The sequence below is a fragment of the Paenibacillus sp. FSL P4-0113 genome (genome assembly GCF_038009305.1).
GTDB classification, from domain to species: Bacteria; Bacillota; Bacilli; order Paenibacillales; family Paenibacillaceae; genus Paenibacillus; species Paenibacillus polymyxa_D.
Genome location: NZ_JBBPAZ010000001.1, coordinates 4,823,590 through 4,841,994, shown reverse-complemented (window position 1 = coordinate 4,841,994; position 18,405 = coordinate 4,823,590). Strand labels below are relative to the sequence as shown.

Genomic DNA, 18,405 nt, shown 5'->3' with positions numbered 1-18,405 from the left:
TCTTTTTGTACTAGCTATATTCACCGTACTTACTGCATTTCAGATATTTCTGACGAAAGGAACGTTTGAAGACGGCGATAAATATCTGTGATTTCTTCCAGCGACATGCGCACCAGTCCGCTAGACGAAGGTGCCACAAATTCATGCATCTCAGGAATTAGCGGTTCAGGCTGAAATCCCCAATCTACTTTGGATCTTTTACTGTATTCGGTGTACACGCCTTTGCCGACAAAGCAAGCAACCTTCGGGCGGTATTCCTTTAGCTTCTCGTATAGCTTCAGACGTCCTTCGGCGTATTCCTCGCGTGCAATGTCCTCCATTCCCCTCGTGGGACGGGAAACAATGTTCGTAAAACCAAAGCCCAGCTTCAGCAGCTCCCGATCTTCCGATGGATTGTACAAGCGAGGTGTCAAGCCTGCTCCCTCAAGTATGCGCCAAAAGCGGTTGCGCGGATTCGCATAATGATGTCCTACCTCGCCTGATTTCAGGCTGGGATTAAAGCCGATGAATACAACGGATAATCCATAATCCAGATGATCATCTACCTCATGCAGTTCTGTCTCTCGCTCTGTCATGGGCTCCTCCTTCCTCAAACCATATCCAGCGGCTGCTTCCGCATCGGCGGAGGAAAAGCTTCGTCTATTTGTTGAAGTTGTTCAGGGGTGAGCCGAATACTTGCTGCCGCTGCATTTTCTCGTACATGCGATTCCTGTACCGCCTTCGGAATGGCCCAGACATCACCGTCTCGTATGACCCACGCAAGCGCAATTTGCGATGGAGTTACCCCGTGGCTGGCAGCAATGTCTACCATAACAGGATGCTCCAGCAGGCCCCGTCGCAGGCGACCACCTTGGGCAATCGGGCAATAGGCCATCACAGGCACTCCATTCGCATGGCTCCATGGTAGCAGATCATATTCGATGCCCCGCGAAGCCGCGTGATACAGCACTTGATTGACAGCGCAGGCTTCGCCTCCACTCAGGCTCCATAGCTCCTCCATGTCGGACTTGTCCAAGTTGGACACTCCCCAGCTGCGGATTTTACCCTGCTCACGCAGTTTTTCCATACCTTCTATTGTCTCTTCCAATAGAATATTCCCTCGCCAATGCAACAAATACATATCCATGTAATCCGTTCCCATGCGGGTTAAGCTCGCTTCGCACGCTTGAGCCAGTCCTTGGCGGTCCGCATGATGAGGGTAAGCCTTGCTGACAAGATAGACATCGTCCCGGCGCCCCTGAATGGCCTCTCCGACGATCTCTTCTGCGCCGCCCTCCGCATACATTTCAGCCGTGTCCACCAGCAACATGCCCAGCTCGAAGCCAAGTTGAAGCGCACGCACCTCCTCCTGCCGAAGTGAGGCTTTTTCGCCCATATTCCACGTGCCCTGCCCGATGAGCGGTACTTCACGACCGTCCGTCCATGTGATCACACTTTTCTTATGTTGGCTCATATGCATTCCCTCCTTATGAGCCTGGTGTCACAGGCTTATCAAATACATGGCTCTGCGTCCAATGCTGTCCACCATCCGAGGTAGTGTACATAACTGGGGCCTGCTCTGAGTCCGAAAAAATAGCCCAGCCTTCTTTGGCATTTGCCATCCCGATTTGCTGACCGCCATAACCGTCAAAGCCTTGCTTTCCATTGTTCCACGTCTTGCCGCCGTCAGTCGTCCAGCCGATCGTATTGGGCTTGTCGCATGGTGCGCAGTAACCGCCCATCCATGCGGTACTGCTATTAACCGCATAGAGCATACCTGGTGCCGCCCCTTCATTTTTGGGAACCTGATTGTCTTGCTGGCTAATACCTGGTGCCGGACCACCGCCAGCGGTGGCATTCGCCAGTACAGGACGCCAGCTTTGTCCACTATCGGCAGTATGCCAAAGCGAATACGACGTCTGATTCATCCCCGTATCTCCAACCAGCTCGATCCATGCGTTGCCACGTTCTACCGAACGAATAATGGCTCCATTTAGAGGCGCCTCCGTTGTCCGTGACATGACAGTAGTCCACTTTTGGCCCCCGTTAACGGTATGTAAAATCTGGAATGAACGGTCTGTGTCCTGCGTAACCGCCCAGCCGTTTTGCCGATCATGGTAATATGGCTGTCCTACCATGTGGCCAGGCACAGGGAGCGAAGACCAGCTTTGCCCGCCATCCTTCGTATATTGGTTGCCACTGAACCCTTCCTTGGATGATACAAAGTGTAAAAAGCCCGTTTGCCCTTGCTCAGGTACAGTCCCAACAACCTCCCAGCGTTTGCCGCCATCGCGAGTGGCCAGCAGCGATCCGCTGTCTGCCATAACAGCCCAGCCTTGCTGCCCGTTCAAGGCAAAAATCTGCTGAACCGTACCTTGGCCCTGATATTGCACATTCCACGTCGATCCGACTGAACCGGATGCAGACGCGTCCGTTCGGGCAATCCAGCCATTTCCGCCGATCCAGCCGGATTGGCCGTCGATCAAACGCAACGCGGTAATATTGTCCATGCGGACTTTCGCTATAGTAGTGTCTGTGGTTGCTTGTCCTCCTATTTTCGGTGTATCTACAGTCGCTCCCGAACCATTCGCTTGTGCCGAGACGGCACCCTTTTGCTCATTTTGAGCCGTTTGTCCTGTTTGCGAACTTGTTTGTGAGCCTGTTTCACACCCCGCTGTCACTATGGCTACGGCGAGTAAAAGCACCCAGACCGATGTTTTTTTCTTCATTTTCGTTCATCCCCTTATGTTGGTGATATACATGGCTGTGCGGGTATTGTATTCACAGCCATGTATATTCTATGTATTACCCTGCTGTCTTCGTTTCACTCTTAAGGTGAATATACGGAATGGACTGAATGCAAACCAGCGTTACAGGATTACGAGTTTACAGGAACAAAGCCGCCTTTTTCGATGGCCCGAGTTCCTTCTTCACTTTGCAGCCATTCGAGTAATCGTTGCATCGAAGGGCTTGGTTTCTCACCTTCCCGTGTGACTACAAACAGTTGAGCTGTGAATGGATATTGCTTCGAGCGGATGTGCTCTTTGTTCGGCTTCACTCCATCAATAGACAAAAATTTGACCTCTTGACGATTATGCATCACATTTGCAAAATAATAAAATGAATATCCGAGCGCGTTGTGATCCTTGTTAAAATCTGCGACTGCATTAATCATACCACCCATAATGCCAATTTGTAGTTCACGTGGCGGGTCAGCCATTTCATGGCCTGCCATCACTTTCTTTTGCATATATGTCTGACTGCCTGAATTTTCTTCTCGCTGATAAGCAATGATCGGCTGGTCCTTGCCCCCTACTTCATTCCAATTGCGGATAGCCCCTTCATAGATACGGCGAACCTGCTCCGAAGAAAGTCCTCTAACCGGATTGTCTTGATGTACGAGAAAAATAAACGCATCCCACCCAATGGGTGTGAGCTTCATTTGTATTCCCCGACTTTTCGCCAGCCGCAGTTCCTCATCGGAAGGACCAGCCACCAGAATCAGATCCGCCTTCTTTTCGATCAAATTGACATATGCCTGATGGGTCGTGTTGAATCTCAGTTCGTGCGCTGCTCGCGCCTTGCTCATTCCGGTCAGTTCATGCAGCATATCCTGCGCAAACGGAATGGCCGCTGTAGCCCCGTCAACTACCGGAAAATCTCTCTCTGCAATGTATGGGCGTTGAGGAAGCATCAGTGTAATCGTCAGCACAATGACGAGCGCAGCAGATATCGCCGCAACAATCCATTGCCATCTATGATCCACCTTACCATTCTTGTCGTTTAGCGCTGGATAACGATTCACCCCAACTCCTACTACCATGCCAACTATCGGCAGCAGTGCAGCCAGTAGAAACCAGATTTCGCCATGCTGTGTATATGGACCCAATACCTCTAACACAGGCTCCGCCCAAGCATGATAGAATGAAAAGAGCCCCCACGCCCCTCCCGACACTTCAGCAGGTTGACCACCAGACCCTTGTATTCCTACAATCCACAACCACAGCCCACATAATAATGATAATAGCCCGGTCAGCATCAGCGAAAGCTTGCCCATGCTGGACATACGCGCACTCAAGGCACCATAAGCTGCAAAGATGAGACCGATAATCCATGCATATAGAAGCAGTATTACAATCACAGTTGTATCCGTTACACCTTCATGCCTCAGTAGAAGCTGCACTTGGGGTGCCACAACCATACTCCAAACTACATTAAACATGACTGAAAACAATCCAAACATAAACGTACCGCCCAACCATGGCCAAAACCATGCTGTCCGAACAGACTCATCCTTTTCCGGCTTGGTTATAACTCCCTTTGGATCAGACATGTACATCCCCCTATAACTAATTGAATGAAATGAGACAGAAGCCATTGCTTCTTCATTGTACAATTATGGTAAAGATTAGTATACGAGAGGAGGAAAAAAAAGCCTTATCCGATCTTCCCAGCGATGAATTACTCAAGCTGCGTATGGCAAAAAAGGCCTCCCCCACGGGAAAGGCCTTTTTGTCATCGAATCTTCTTTATATTGCTCTGGCATGGATCAAAAAACGGTGCTGCTTCACGTCCCAATAGCCATCACGTTTAATATCTAAATACAGACCATATAGCTGTTCTATATATTTCTCCGGCTGAAAGTCTGTAATCTGCCATTCGATTGCTTTTAAGTAATAGACAATCGCTCCAATATCGTAAAAGCGCTGTATCGGAAACTGTTCCTGCTGCTCTAAAATTTCGAAGCCATTGCTTTTCAAACCTGCAAGTGCTTGAGAAAGGGTCCAGTCCGCATACTCGTATTCAGGTGCTCCCAAACGGTCGTTGATGCCCGCACAATCCAGGCCCCCTACCTGTTGAGTCAAGAACGTCCCACCTGGTCGCAAAATACGCCGTACCTCCGTTGGCGAAAATGACTCATGCTTATTCAGCACGAGGTCGAACCCGGCATCGCCAAACGGAAGGGAATCGTCATCCTGTATAGTCATAACGCGCACACCCAGCGGCTCCAATCTTTCCTTGGCGATAGGAACATTCGGTGCATACGCTTCTGTCGCACATACGATCTCTGGAAAAGGGCGTAGCCGAGATAATAGCTCTCCCCCGCCTGTTCCCATATCCAGCATCGCCTTGGATGAATGAATAAACTTCATAGCCTTGCTGACATAAGACCATTCCAAGGGCTCGCTCGCCACACGTCCCGTATCCGAGATGAATGAAAAATCCCATCCGGAAAATGACTGCTTATAATTCTCCAAGAACTGTAGAAATTCACGATCTTCTGTATATTTCATATTATTTTTGCTCCTCCACCATTGAGCTGTACGTTATTGAACTCTTCTCTCTGTATGTTCTACGTTCTATCTCTCTGTGCATCTATTTTATGTCATCTCTAATGTGGAGGAGCTCTTGCCCGTCGGTGAGGTTGTTATATGTCGTGTCCCAACCATCCCATGTTCATCTACCTCCGTCCATATGCCATCCAAACCAGATGCTGTCCCACTTAAGGAACTGTCGGTAATGCCTTCGCAAGCTCCGGTGTCATATCGTTCGGAGTAAAATAGCAATAGCGTGTATGGGGGTCTGAACTAAATAAAGGTTTGATCTTGACCTGAACCAGGTAAGTGCCTTTCGCCATATTTGGAGTATAGCTATAGGGTCTGCGCTTTTCCAGTACAGTGCTCCAGAGCTTCGGATCTTCAATCGTTATTGCTTTATGCTTCTGTTGGATGCTTTTAAATAGCTTATAGTCTTCAATATACTGATTGGATTGATAAGGTTCAAGCTCTTCAGCAATAATAGGAACAGCCCGTATCGAAAAAATATCCTTGGAATCAATGATCACCTTATCAGCATACCCCTTTTGCTCTAGCCAACCTGTAAGCTTGTGATAGGAAGCCGGCCATTCAAATGAAAATTCACGATGCCAGCTCGGTTCGTTATTGGTAGAGGATGACTCTTTATTTGTAATAGAAACACTCCCCAATGGATATTTCTCTGATTGCATCTCGCTATAGCTCATATTTAATACTTCTTCTCTGAGTATATCTTCAAATTCACGAGTTTCTTTTGGATTGGTTAAAACCACTCGTCTTTCACTATCATCTACGGATTGGATATTAATCGTCTCTGCTTTTCCTTGCAGCTTATCCAGCCTGTATCTTACCGTTTTATAAGGCTCTGCTTCCATCACTTTAGTCAGTTCTGTCCGGAAAGGCTTCTCCGGGAATGTATAGCGGCGAGTCATGGTGGAACCATCATCCAAACGGTAGACTATGAATGCCGATTCGACGGCCAGGTTTTTGGACAACATTTTCTCGCCAGCTGCATGTGCACGTACGAGTTCTCGATGTAAATTCAGTACAGAGGCGATATAGGCCCTGTCTTGGGAGTAATAAGTTTCTGTCTGTGCATCTCCTTCTAGAGGCTCCTCTCGCCCGACATAAACTTTTTCTACGGAGTGTGCTGTTGGAATCTGCCCCTCATAACCCAACCAACCTGAAATCGGGATATATAGTACCAGCCCCATGATCACACCGTACACGACCATTTCCACCAAAGCACGAACACGCACAATTTGCCACGTCTTGCGGATGACCATCTCTACAACGATATAGCCTAAAATAGCTCCAAGTGCATACCCAAAAATCGACCAATTAGCTCCTCTTGTACCTGCATTATAAAAATAATCGCCTAGTACAAGCATGGCGCATAGTATAACCCCTGCCTTGAACAAAGGTTGAAAGAAAGAAAACGCTATAGCCTGAGTCGCCTTTTCGACCAAGCGTTTACGATACAAACCATAACTCAAGGCAACAAACAACAGAGAGATACCTAAATAGGCAAGTAGCTCCATGTAGGAAAAGGCGCGCTGCGGCAAATTGTCCATAATGCGTACAAACGGCGATAAGTTATCCCAGACATTATTACTGCTGCGAAACTCCGAGCCGTTAATATATTGAACAATGGTTTCTCGCACTTGCACATAACCGTATAAATTACGTTCCAGAAAACGCCCTATCATCATGGATAGAAACTGAGGCAATAGCAGCAAAACATACACTACTACGATCTGTAGCAACGATTGTCCCACACAAATCCCTACAAACACAGTAAAAGTAAACAAGAAAATCGTAAGGACGGACACGACCAAAGCCCACGATCCAACATCATTAATTTGAAAAATATAAGGCAGTTCGACTGACGTGTTAACCCAAGCAGTTACTCCCGCAGTCAGCCATACAGGTACAAGTAAAAGAATAAGACCGCTAATTAAATGTGACGTTAATAGATGCTCTCTACGCAAAGGTAGGCTGTGATACAAATCGGATGGCCCCTGTCGCTGAACAAAACGAAGCAGCATCACACCTGCCAGCACCGGTACAGTCATTAAAATCAATTTTTGCAATTCATTACCTGAGCTTGTGTTATCAAACAAGCTTTTTAAAACCACTCGTGGTTGTTCATCACCAATGCTCATAAACAATGGCAGCAGTACTGTAAACAGCAATCCTACCAAGTACAATAGACCGATCCAGCCATGCTGTCTCAGGCATTGGCGAATTACGCCGCCGCTACAGAAGAATCGGTTGGATGTCATAACCTGCGTCCTCCATTTCATAAATGAAAATTTCTTCAAGCGTCAACGGCAGCAAATCAAACACATGCGGCTCATACGCCTCAATCGTCTCTGCAATCCGCTCTCGTTCCCCCCGGATAATGAGCAGCAGAACACTGCCCCTCCGCTCCTTATGTACAACTGAAAGTTGTCCACATACGGTTTCCTCATGCGTGCTTTCACGAAAGGCAACCTGCACCTTATGCGTATCAGACTTGAGGTCGTCGACCTCTTTTTCCAACAGCATCCGCCCCTGGTGCATAATGCCGACGTGATCACACATGTCTTCTATTTCACGCAAATTATGAGATGAGATCACGACGGTCATCTCGCGTGCAGCGGTTTCCTGAAACAGTAAATTTTTGATCATTCTACGCATCACCGGGTCCAGCCCATCAATCGGTTCATCCAAAATGAGCAGCTCAGGCATACAGCTCAAGGCAAGCAAAAAAGCAGCCTGACGCTTCATCCCCTTGGAAAAACGGTGAAGCTTTCGTTTAGGATCTAGCTTAAAAATCTCCGTAAGCTGTATGTAGCGTTCCTCACTCCAGCTCGGATAAATGGAGCGGTAAAACCGGGCCATCTGACGAATTGTCGCTTGCGGAAAAAAATAGGGGGTGTCTGGCATAAACAGAATGTGCTGCTTGACTTCTGGCTGCTCATATACGGACTGTCCGCCAATCAGTACCTTTCCTGCATCCGGTCGGTAAATCCCGGCGATGATTTTGAGCAGTGTTGTTTTCCCCGCCCCGTTTGAGCCCAGCAGTCCAAAAATGGAGCCCTTCTTCACTCTAAGGGCGAGCTGGTCGACAGCCTTTTCTTCTGTAAATGTCTTTGTGACTTCCCTTAATTCAATCAAGGGACATCCCCCTTTCCTTTGTTTGTATAGCTTCCACGTACATGTCGTCCACTTCCTGCTGTGTAAAACCGAAATGGACGGCTACAATCATCTGTTTTAACAACGCCGCCCGAACCTCATCTCGCTTGATTTGTTGTGGCTGATGTTGGGCAGGTGTGACAAAGCTGCCTTTGCCCTGAACGGAATAAATGTATCCTTCTCGTTCCAACTCGCGATACGCCTTCTGAATCGTATTTGGATTCACCGTTAGCTGAGCGGACAATGTCCGCACAGAAGGCAATTGCTCATCCGGCTGAAGTGATCCATATACGATCATTTCCTTTACCCTGTCCATAAGCTGTTCGTAGATCGGCTTACGGCTGCGGATATCCAGCTCGAACATGGACTTCCTCCTTTCAAGACTTAATCTGATTCATTTGTATAAGCTCAGCTGTTCTAACTGTACTATAATTAATAGTACAGTTAGAACAGTTTGTCAATCTTTTCTTTGGGGATTTCTTACAAAAAAATAGCCGTGATGCATCATGCATCACGGCTATCTCTTTTTAGCCTTCCTTTGACTCATAAGGTCCATCACGGCTTATATTCGCGAGCGTTGAACCATCCGGCAGCTTAAGATCCAACTGGAACCGGAACGTCGCTCCTCTGGCCTCATCGCTATCCACACCAATGGAACCCCCCATCAGCTTGACCAAGTTTTTACAGATGGACAATCCCAGTCCTGTCCCTCCATATTTTCGGTTCAGTGCCGGATGAAGCTGGGAAAAAGGCTGAAACAATAGATGCTGGCGGTCTGCAGGGATACCGATTCCAGTATCAGTAACACTGAACTCAATCAGGCATCTATTTTTACGACGGCTGTAAGCCTTTCTCTCCACAAAGATATTTACACGCCCTCGCTCCGTAAATTTGATCGCATTGCTCACCAAATTCACCAGCACCTGCCGGATACGCACATGATCACCGACCAGCATCCCCGGCATTTCCTGATCCACATGCCATTCCAGCTCAATGCCTTTTTCCATAGCCTGCGTCATGAATAGGTCAGCCACACTGCCGACCACGTCATCTAGCACAAAGGATTCGTGCAGCAAAGACATTTTACCAGCTTCGATTTTGCTCAAATCCAGTATCTCGTTCAATATCTGCATTAAAGCACCACTGCTACTGGTAATAATGTCTATATAGCTACGCTGCTCCTCATCCAATTCAGTATCTGCGAGTAACCCCGCCATACCTATAATGCCGTTCATCGGTGTACGGAGCTCATGACTCATCACAGAGAGAAACTCTGACTTGGCCCGATCGGCGCGTTCGGCAGACTCCTTGGCCCGAATGATCTCCTTTTCATTCGTCCTGTCTACAAAAACCATCACAGCCCCTTTTCGCTCGCCATTATCCATCAAAGGGCTGATTCGATAGGAGGCCAGAAAGCTGGACCCGCCTTTTTTCCAAAATACTGCTTCCTCTGCCTGATAAGAGGCTCCGCTTCGAATCGCTTGAAGAATAGAGGACTGTTCGTCCGGAAAATGACTGCCAATTTCGTCAGCATGGCGGATCATGTCTATGCATGCGCCATTCAGCGGTTTGGCCGATCCTACGCCGAACATCTCGACAGCTGCCGGGTTCATAAAGCGGACATGTCCTTCGGTACTTAAACCCACAATTCCTTCGGATACAGCATTCAAAATAAGCGAATGCTCATTACTGAGCTTCTCAATTTGAGCAATGTAGCTTTTAAGAGGGGTAACATTTTCTATAATCCCGTAGCAGCCTACAATTTCCTCTTGCACGAAAATCGGGATATTCGTCATCTTGATAAATAGACGCTCCCCCTCCTTATGTATAAATTCCGATTCATAGGTTTGCGTCTCACCCTGCTTGGCCAGCTCCATGTGACGCTTGATTTTATCCTGTTCCTCAGAGGAAGCCATGATAAGTATGTCAGCCCCAAGCAACTCATCCTTCGTATAACCCGTAAGCTCCTCCAAGCTCGGATTCACACTTAAGATATGACCTTCCATATTCACGGCGCATATCCCGAGTGGATTATGTTGAAATAGTGACTTATAGCGGTTTTCACTTTCACGCAGGCGCTGCTCCATTTCCCGGTGCTCTGTAACATCCTGGATCATACCCACCACTTGAACGGGCTTGCCTGCATGCTCGTCCATTTCAGCTTCCCAGATTGAACGCAGTACCTTTTGTTCCCCATTCGGCAATACAATTCGGTAAAAGGTCTCTTCGTGTATTCCCTTCAATATAACGTTGGTGATAATCTGTTTCATGCGCTCTGTATCTTCTGGATGAACAGCCGCCATGAACGCGTCAATACTTGTTTCAACCGGCTTGACACAATAGCCAAATATGCTGCGAAATTCCTTGGAAAAATGCATAACATTGTTGACCAGATCCCAGTCCCATGAGCCGAACATCGCCAACTGTTGAGCTTTTGCCAGGTTCTCCTCGCTCTTCTGGCGCTCTGTGATATTTCGTCCGATGGATAGAACTCGCTTGATTCTGCCCCGTTCATCCCGAATAATGCGGTACGATACTTCCAGCCACAAATAGTGCCCGTCCTTATGACGAACACGCCGCTTCATGATGCCTGTTTCCTTGAACATTCCATGTACACGCATGTAATCGGCATCTTCGACATGGTAAAATTGCAATCGTTTTTTCCCAAGCATCTCCTGTTTCGTATAGCCTAGGAGTTTTTCCACCGAAGGAGAGATATATTGGAGTATGCCGTCCGCCGTGCTATATGAGATAACATCCGGCGTATTTTCCGTAATCAGCATATACAAATCCTCATTATCCGAGAGCACCTGCTCCATGTCCTTTTTCTCCGTGATATCCATTGCATACGCAATCAAATAAGATTGTTCGGTAGCCACATCATCAAATATGGTTAATTCCAGCGCTAGCCAGACGGATGTTCCCCGTTTATGTTTCAAACGCAACTCAGTCTTGTAGACTTGATCCGTAGCCTGTAGCCAACCTGCATAAGCCTCCCTCAACCCTCGCTGATCCTGAGCCTCTTTATACAAGAGATGGTAATATCGGATATCCAGTAATTCCTCCTGCTCATATCCGACCATTTTGCAAAAGGCGGGATTGACGTACAGGCACTTCCCTTCCCTCGACAAAATCACGATTCCTGTCGGGGCATGATTATACATATGTTCCAGCAAAGGTAGTCGTCGAGCACCAGAAAACACAATCAATCTCCTCCTCTGTAGTCTGGTATTTTTATCCACTTGTACATATTATAACATGATGTGGGATTTTTATAGCGGTGAGTCCACCTCTAGACGAAAGCTCTTAAAAACATGTATGCACAAAAGATTGCCGATGCAGATTCATCGGCAATCTTTGAATTATTTTTTTATACCATCCGGCTAATTTATACCACCCGGCTAAGAAAATGACGCAAAAATCGTTCCGCATCGACTTTAAGTGCCACATCAACCGTAGTCAGTGATTGAGCTTCGTTCTCATTTTGCACCTCACGGGTGCGACCAACCTCGGCGGAATCGCCCACCTCAACGGCAATGTGCATTGGACGCGTCTCCACAAAATTGGAGTCAATAGCCAACCCTACGGCTAAAGGATCATGCAAAGCACAGCCTGCAATACCAGGTCTGAAATTGCGATAAGCTTCCATATAGAAGTCTGTCATATCTGCCATAAACGCGCCCAGCTCGGTCCCTTGCTCACGCCATTTATCCACATCCCGCTGTGGAAGCAGGGTTTGCATCGTGACGTCCAGCCCAACGAGCGTAAGCGGAAAGCCCGCTCCCAGCACATAGGCTGCGGCTTCTGGATCGGCGTAAATATTCGCTTCAGCCGCTGGAGTTACATTCCCTTTCACTGTGACCGCGCCGCCCATGATGATCAGGCGCTCAAGCAATTGGGGCAATTCGGGACAGCGATCCAATGCAAATGCAAGATTGGTCAGCGGTCCCACAGCTACCAGGGTAAGTTTGCCCTCATAGCGACGAGCCTGTCCGATTATAAAATCAGCGGCATCCCCAGACGCAGCCTGACGGGAGGGCGCTCCTTTCAACTGATTGCCAATACCGTCTTCACCGTGAATATGCCGAGAATAAGGTTTGAACAGCTCCCGAGCATACGGCTTGTGAGCCCCAGACACGACCGGAGCCTCTACCCCCAGTTTTTCCAGCAGAATCAGTGAGTTACGTGTTGCCTCCTCCACCGAGATATTGCCAAAGGTGGTTGTAATACCGAGTAGCTCCAATTCCGGCGAATGGGCCGCGTACGCAATAGCAAGCGCGTCGTCAATGCCCGTATCTACATCTAAGATTAACTTTTTGCTCATGATGACCCTCCACAGTAGAAACAGCATTCTTTTTTTCATTATACACAATTTCAATGCTTATTCCCTTGGTCATCAAATTCTTTATTCGAAGACGTAAAAGAAGGCTACGACAGTTATGCCGTAGCCTTCTTTTACTACTTTTCAATCACTCAAGGGGCACATGTTCTAGCCGAATCCTATGGCTCGATTCCCCACACCAGCTTATCATTGTGGAACAACGTTACTTTGTTCCATTCTGCATAAGAGGTTTTAGTTGGATCAAAGGAATAATCATTGGATTCGTTCAGGTTAGACCAGTCGCTATTGTTCATGCGGATCTGAATATCACCTGTTTGCGCTCCAGCAGCAAGCGTGCCGGCAGCAGCACTGAAACCAATTTCAATATAGTTGTCTGTAATGGTACGCAGCACGTTATCATTGCCTACTTGCGCATAGTCTACTACGGATTGCAGCTCTTGGCTGCCATCCTTCGTAAAATAGTAACGTATTTTCAGCTCACTCAGCTTCACGGGTGTTGTGCCTTTATTTTTCAGGTTAAGGAAAGGCTTAACTGCGTTATTCGCTGGGTCGGTGTCCCCGGCCCGGTACATTACAACCAGATCACCCGCTGGTTCTGTTGGATCAGTCGGTGTACCTTTAGGTTCAGCACTTACCGTTGCAGAATCCTTACTTGTTCCTTTCGCATTCGTAGCACTTACAACATAGAAGTAAGTTGTTCCGTTCGTCAGTCCCTTATCTGTGTACTCTCTTTCCGTTACAAGAGGGGCAACGGCTGTAAAAGGACCTGCTTCGCTAGTGGCACGTTTTACCGTGTAGCTATCGGCACCCGTAGATGCACTCCAAGTCAGCGTCACTTGAGCATTACCAGCTACGGCCTTTAAGCCAGACGGTACAGCTGGAGCTGTAGGCGCTGGGTCCACACCACCAGTGGAAGGCACGATTGCAGGGTACGCATTTTGTACCAACATCACAAACTGATCATGGAACCATGCTCCTGAAATAGGTGCATTCGGCAAAGCATCTGTTAATGTGCCATCCTTGGTTGTATAGGTAGGATCACACATACGGTCAAAGCCTTTACCCTCATCGTTCGGAATGAGTGAGCTGGAACCATCGGAATCACCCGGAGGTTTCGCCCAGACATAGGCATCGATATGGCCAGCTGGAGCCGTTTGTGGCGGCGTTCCCATCCCTGCTCCGCTGCTATTACACCAGTTACCACGGTGCGAACGTTTGTCCACACGACCTGAGTTTACATAGGAGTTAATATCATTGCCGACTGCGGAAGTCGGACGGTTAGGTCCTCCCCATCCATTACGGCCGGTATCAATTAACATGCCGAGCGAGCTTGGCCAGCCTGCATTGACAAAATCTCTATGCAAGGACTCAGCGAAATCCGATTCATCGAAATTAGGATTCCATTCGTAGAATTTGGACGATTTGATCGGCTGCCCGCCAATATTCAGGTTGGGATCAGGCAGATTCGGTTCTGTCAACGGTGAAGTATTGGCTGTATTCGTGATAAAGCCATCCACACTGGACAAACCTTTGCTAGTATCTTTGAAGATAGTTGTAAACAGGGATACCGTTGCTGCACGGTTGTTATCCCAACCTAACCAACCAGAGTGACCGATATCCACGTATTTGTACACATTCGGAATCTCGTTCAGCTTATTCATTGTGTATTTAACGCCAGCCTCATAAATTCCTGTAGATTTGGCTTGTCCACATTGGGGAGTATCCAGATTGGTTACCAAATTTGGCAAACTGTCCGGTTCAATGATCGCTACGATACGAATATCCTTATATTTGGGATTTGCAAAAATAGAAGCAATTTTGTCAACGTAATCCTTTTTATAGGTTTCCAAACCTGCCTGGGTCAGCGGCAATTCACCATTGGAAGCCAAGGCATGACAATCCCGTCCGGGCAGATCATACACAATAAATTCCGCCGTGATCGGTGTGCTGCCTTTCTTTTGCGCCAATACTTGGTCCAAATGCGCTTCCAGACCAAGCTTGCCTCCACCGCCATTAATAGCAGCGATACGATCAAGCCATACGGCTGTCGGGAAAGTTTTGACCGTTTGCATTTTTGCTTTCAGATTGGCATCCGTAATTTTGGCAATCGATGTGTCGACACTAGCCGCATAATCAGGGTTAATATACTTTGTCGCTCCTTGGTAAGGATTGTCCACATGGGATTCTGCATGTATTTTATCCGTAAATCCTGCACCTGGTAGAAAGCTGCTTGCGACGAGTGATAGCGCAAAAGCATACTTCATGCTTTTACGAAGCACTTGCTTTGTTTTCAATTGCTTCACCTATCTTTCCGTGGATTTTGTTGAATCTTCCTATGTCGGCACCTGATTGTTACATGATTAATTGTGAGTTACGCCTACTCTACTCTTTCCAAAAAAAGTGGCGTTCATAGTTGCGAAAGGTAAGCGCTTTCTATTTGTGCATGCGCTCACATTTTCCCCTTTTTGTCACCTCCTATGTTAGATTATAGTGAGCTGGAAATCTGCTGTAAATTGAATAAATTAAGGACTACATTATTAATTAGGCATATGAATTGCCACCCTAGTGGTTCATCACGGCCCCTCTTTTTCTGAAGTCGGTTTCTTCATTTGTTGAACATCCCTGCTATAACAAGCTTTCGGGAGATTTAGGATCGACGGCAAAAGAGCAAATTCATAAAAAGCAAGACCGTATTCTTTAATTTCCGTCAGCCTAAATCGACAATGATAAACTCCAGCACGCCAACTATGCCAAATCGTTATATCTATCGACAGCAAAAGGGTGTTTTCAGGCCCTCATGACCGTGAAAACACCCTTTTATTGTTGTGAAGTCAATCTCTGCCCTTGTTGTTCTACACTTTTTCGCGATCCTTGCCCTTGTCGGATTGTCCTGCATTTTTATTGGCGGCATCCCGATCCAGTTGCATTTCTTCAACCGTCTTCACCTTAAGTCGTGCTGCTCCCTCATAAGGCCGGGTTGGAATCAGATCGCCTGCAGCCAAACGTTGGCGCGCCTCGGCAATCGCTGCTCCGTATTGCGGCAGCCATGCTTCCTGTGCCACTAGCATCTCATCGACCATCTGCCAAATTTCTTTGGGATTACACACCGCGCCCACTAACGGGTCCATCATAAACGCTTGCCGAAGTAGCATGTCGTCACCATGTACAGCTGCTTCGACAGCCAAACGCTGGACGGAAATACTTACATTGCAGACGGCAGCAGGACCGAGCGGAAGGTCTCCTACATGTGGCATGGAGATACCATTCCGATCCACATATCCAGGCGCTTCAATAATCGCATCGTCCGGCAAATTGGAAATCACACCGTTATTAACGACATTAAAATGCCCCCGGTATACACGTCCGGTTTCCAGACCTTCGATAATGTATGAACCATGCTCTTCACCGCGATTTTCCGCCTTGTACTCCAATGGCTCTTCTTTCATCCAGTTAGGGAAATCTGTTTCAAACCAATTACGTCCTTCTGTACATACACGCAGATAGCCGCCTGTTTCTCCGTTGATCCAGCTGCCTAGATCAATCCAGTCCATAATTTCATTCGGACGCTTCCGGTACCAAGGTACATATTCACTTAGATGACCATTCGACTCTGTGCTGTAATAGCCAAAACGGCGAAGCATGTCGATGCGCACCTTTTCGGTACGGCTATATTCGGGATGTTTTTCAAAAGCCTCCAGCAGCCCGGCTGTCAGATCCTTGCCTTCATGTGACGCCTGAATGTACCACGTCTGGTGATTGATTCCGGCGCACACAATGTCCACATCCTGCTTCTCCAGACCATACACCTCGGCAATTTGGTGATGCCCATGCTGTACGCCGTGACATAGACCGATTGTACGCACACCGCTGTATTTATTACAGGCCCACGTCATCATTGCCATGGGGTTCGAGTAGTTCAGCAGCAATACATCCGGTGCACTTAGCTCGCGGATATCCTTGCAGATGGCCAGCATTTCAGCAATACCACGCTGACCGTACATAATCCCTCCTGCACACAGTGTATCGCCCACGCATTGATCCACGCCATATTTCAGTGGAATATCCACATCGGTTGCAAAGCCCTCCAGCCCGCCAACCCGGATCGTACAAATGACGTATTTGGCATCCTTTAAAGCTATCTTACGGTCCGTAGAGGACTGTATTTGTATGGACAAACCATTCTCGCGAATATCCCGCTGGCACAGCTCAGTAACCATATCCAGATTGTGCTGACTGATATCCGTAAAAGCCACTTCAATATCATTAAATTCCGGCACCGATAACAGATCTCGCAAAATTCCACGGGTAAAACCGATGCTTCCTGCTCCAATAAAAGCTACTTTAAATGACACGGCATTCAACCTCCGGTAATTAGAATGGGTATATACCGTCATTGTAGCAATAGGCCTGTGGAAAGCGTTATCAAAATCATGACCAGTTTCGTATTTAGGTGTCAAAAATCCTAACTTTCGCGTGATCAGAGGGTTTCCCATTTCCATTTTGATCCATCCCACTTCTCTCTTTCTATCTAGTGTTTTTTCAGTTCAATATGTACTTTAAGTGCGGTAAATGTAGTAACATAAAAGAAAACATTGGAGAGCAAGGAGCAGCCTAAGATGAACAAAAAGATTATCTTTTTAGATATAGATGGAACGCTAGTGAATGATGATGGTATGATTCCCGAATCTGCAAAAACAGCATGTATCGAAGCGAGAAAGAACGGACATCTGATTTATTTATGCACTGGCCGATCCAAAGCGGAGATTTATGATTTTATCATGGAGGTCGGTTTTGACGGGATCATCGGAGCTGGCGGGGGCTTTGTAGAAATCGAAGGCGAGATGTTATATCACCACAAAGTATCGGATGAAGATGTTAGACATATGGTCGATTACTTTGATGAACATGATTTGGACTTTTATTTGGAATCGAACGGGGGACTGTTTGCGAGTAAAAACTTTCTGCCCCATGTGGAACGGCTTATCTATGGAGATGTGGACAATGATCCCGTAGCCAGAGAAAAAAAAGAACAACGCCCGCATCCTTTTATCACCGGCCTAACTATAGGAGAGGACAACCTGTACCGTAGTGACGTGAACAAAGCATGTTTTTTGGAAAATAAAAATGTTCCTTTTGAACAAATCAAAAAGGAATTCGCAGGGAAATTTGAGGTTATTCAATGTACTGTATCTGCTTTCGGGCAAGACAGTGGTGAGCTAATGGTTCCCGGTATTCATAAAGCCGTAGCTATTGAAAAGCTTATTGAGCATTTGGGAAGATCCCAAGAAGACACCATTGCTATCGGAGACGGGATGAACGATGCTGAAATGATTGAATATTGTGCACTAGGAATTGCCATGGGAAATGCCAAACCGGACCTCAAAGCCATTGCAGATGACATTACGGATGCTGTGGATGAAGATGGACTGTTTCACAGCTTTAAAAAGCATGGTCTGATTTAGTGAGGTTATTTTTATATACTTAAGCCCCTGAAGCAGTTTCTGGACTTAAAAATGTCCTAATCCTACTGGTAGGGGCCTATCTCCAATGCTATCTTTCCACGGAATTCATTTAGTGCCTGCTCGACTT

Annotated in this window: 13 protein-coding genes; 1 reads left to right on the top strand and 12 read right to left on the bottom strand. The window is 47.2% G+C overall.

What is annotated here, in order from left to right; translation table 11 throughout:
* Positions 1–29: 29 nt before the first annotated feature.
* The 12 genes from MKX46_RS21050 to MKX46_RS20995 all read right to left on the bottom strand — a co-directional run bounded on the left by MKX46_RS21050 (position 30) and on the right by MKX46_RS20995 (position 17,168).
* Positions 30–575: a mismatch-specific DNA-glycosylase gene (locus tag MKX46_RS21050; protein WP_029516095.1), complete on the bottom strand. Its 546-nt coding sequence runs from the start codon at positions 573–575 to the stop codon at positions 30–32.
* A 14-nt stretch (positions 576–589) separates the two neighbouring features.
* Positions 590–1,453, bottom strand: a complete 864-nt coding sequence (locus MKX46_RS21045; RefSeq protein ID WP_341071749.1) for an aldo/keto reductase — start codon at positions 1,451–1,453, stop codon at positions 590–592.
* Positions 1,454–1,466: 13 nt separating this feature from the next.
* On the bottom strand, positions 1,467–2,708 hold the full coding sequence (locus MKX46_RS21040; RefSeq protein WP_341071748.1) for a WD40/YVTN/BNR-like repeat-containing protein: 1,242 nt from the start codon (positions 2,706–2,708) through the stop codon (positions 1,467–1,469).
* Positions 2,709–2,857: 149 nt separating this feature from the next.
* The gene (locus tag MKX46_RS21035) at positions 2,858–4,312 is read right to left on the bottom strand and encodes a PstS family phosphate ABC transporter substrate-binding protein (RefSeq protein ID WP_341071747.1); all 1,455 of its coding nucleotides are present in this window, start codon (positions 4,310–4,312) and stop codon (positions 2,858–2,860) included.
* A 196-nt stretch (positions 4,313–4,508) separates the two neighbouring features.
* Complete coding sequence (locus MKX46_RS21030) at positions 4,509–5,273, bottom strand: class I SAM-dependent methyltransferase (protein ID WP_340954521.1); 765 nt, start codon at positions 5,271–5,273, stop codon at positions 4,509–4,511.
* A gap of 209 nt (positions 5,274–5,482) precedes the next feature.
* Entirely contained in the window at positions 5,483–7,579 is a 2,097-nt protein-coding gene (locus MKX46_RS21025; protein WP_341071746.1) for a DUF6449 domain-containing protein, read from the bottom strand.
* Complete coding sequence (locus MKX46_RS21020) at positions 7,554–8,456, bottom strand: ABC transporter ATP-binding protein (RefSeq protein ID WP_025723753.1); 903 nt, start codon at positions 8,454–8,456, stop codon at positions 7,554–7,556. The genes MKX46_RS21025 and MKX46_RS21020 overlap by 26 nt, the downstream gene beginning before the upstream one ends.
* Positions 8,449–8,838: a GntR family transcriptional regulator gene (locus tag MKX46_RS21015; protein WP_307348096.1), complete on the bottom strand. Its 390-nt coding sequence runs from the start codon at positions 8,836–8,838 to the stop codon at positions 8,449–8,451. Before MKX46_RS21015 ends, MKX46_RS21020 begins: the two co-directional genes overlap by 8 nt.
* Positions 8,839–9,001: 163 nt before the next feature.
* Positions 9,002–11,677, bottom strand: a complete 2,676-nt coding sequence (locus tag MKX46_RS21010; protein ID WP_341071745.1) for a PAS domain S-box protein — start codon at positions 11,675–11,677, stop codon at positions 9,002–9,004.
* A gap of 185 nt (positions 11,678–11,862) precedes the next feature.
* The gene (locus tag MKX46_RS21005; protein ID WP_029516085.1) at positions 11,863–12,798 is read right to left on the bottom strand and encodes a nucleoside hydrolase; all 936 of its coding nucleotides are present in this window, start codon (positions 12,796–12,798) and stop codon (positions 11,863–11,865) included.
* A gap of 176 nt (positions 12,799–12,974) precedes the next feature.
* Positions 12,975–15,119: a glycoside hydrolase family 6 protein gene (locus MKX46_RS21000; RefSeq protein WP_029516084.1), complete on the bottom strand. Its 2,145-nt coding sequence runs from the start codon at positions 15,117–15,119 to the stop codon at positions 12,975–12,977.
* Positions 15,120–15,668: 549 nt separating this feature from the next.
* Complete coding sequence (locus MKX46_RS20995) at positions 15,669–17,168, bottom strand: alpha-glucosidase/alpha-galactosidase (RefSeq protein WP_340957554.1); 1,500 nt, start codon at positions 17,166–17,168, stop codon at positions 15,669–15,671.
* A gap of 264 nt (positions 17,169–17,432) precedes the next feature.
* Here MKX46_RS20995 and MKX46_RS20990 point away from each other — a divergent pair, with 264 nt between their 5' ends.
* Positions 17,433–18,278, top strand: coding sequence for a Cof-type HAD-IIB family hydrolase (locus MKX46_RS20990; RefSeq protein ID WP_029516082.1), 846 nt, complete (start codon positions 17,433–17,435; stop codon positions 18,276–18,278).
* The last annotated feature ends 127 nt before the right edge of the window (positions 18,279–18,405 follow it).

Coding starts and splice junctions, on each gene's coding strand:
- MKX46_RS21005 (WP_029516085.1), bottom strand. CDS start 12,798: ATGAGCAAAAAGTTAATCTTAGATGTAGATACGGGCATTGACGACGCG.
- MKX46_RS21050 (WP_029516095.1), bottom strand. CDS start 575: ATGACAGAGCGAGAGACAGAACTGCATGAGGTAGATGATCATCTGGAT.
- MKX46_RS21035 (WP_341071747.1), bottom strand. CDS start 4,312: ATGTCTGATCCAAAGGGAGTTATAACCAAGCCGGAAAAGGATGAGTCT.
- MKX46_RS20990 (WP_029516082.1), top strand. CDS start 17,433: ATGAACAAAAAGATTATCTTTTTAGATATAGATGGAACGCTAGTGAAT.
- MKX46_RS21030 (WP_340954521.1), bottom strand. CDS start 5,273: ATGAAATATACAGAAGATCGTGAATTTCTACAGTTCTTGGAGAATTAT.
- MKX46_RS21015 (WP_307348096.1), bottom strand. CDS start 8,838: ATGTTCGAGCTGGATATCCGCAGCCGTAAGCCGATCTACGAACAGCTT.
- MKX46_RS21025 (WP_341071746.1), bottom strand. CDS start 7,579: ATGACATCCAACCGATTCTTCTGTAGCGGCGGCGTAATTCGCCAATGC.
- MKX46_RS21040 (WP_341071748.1), bottom strand. CDS start 2,708: ATGAAGAAAAAAACATCGGTCTGGGTGCTTTTACTCGCCGTAGCCATA.
- MKX46_RS21045 (WP_341071749.1), bottom strand. CDS start 1,453: ATGAGCCAACATAAGAAAAGTGTGATCACATGGACGGACGGTCGTGAA.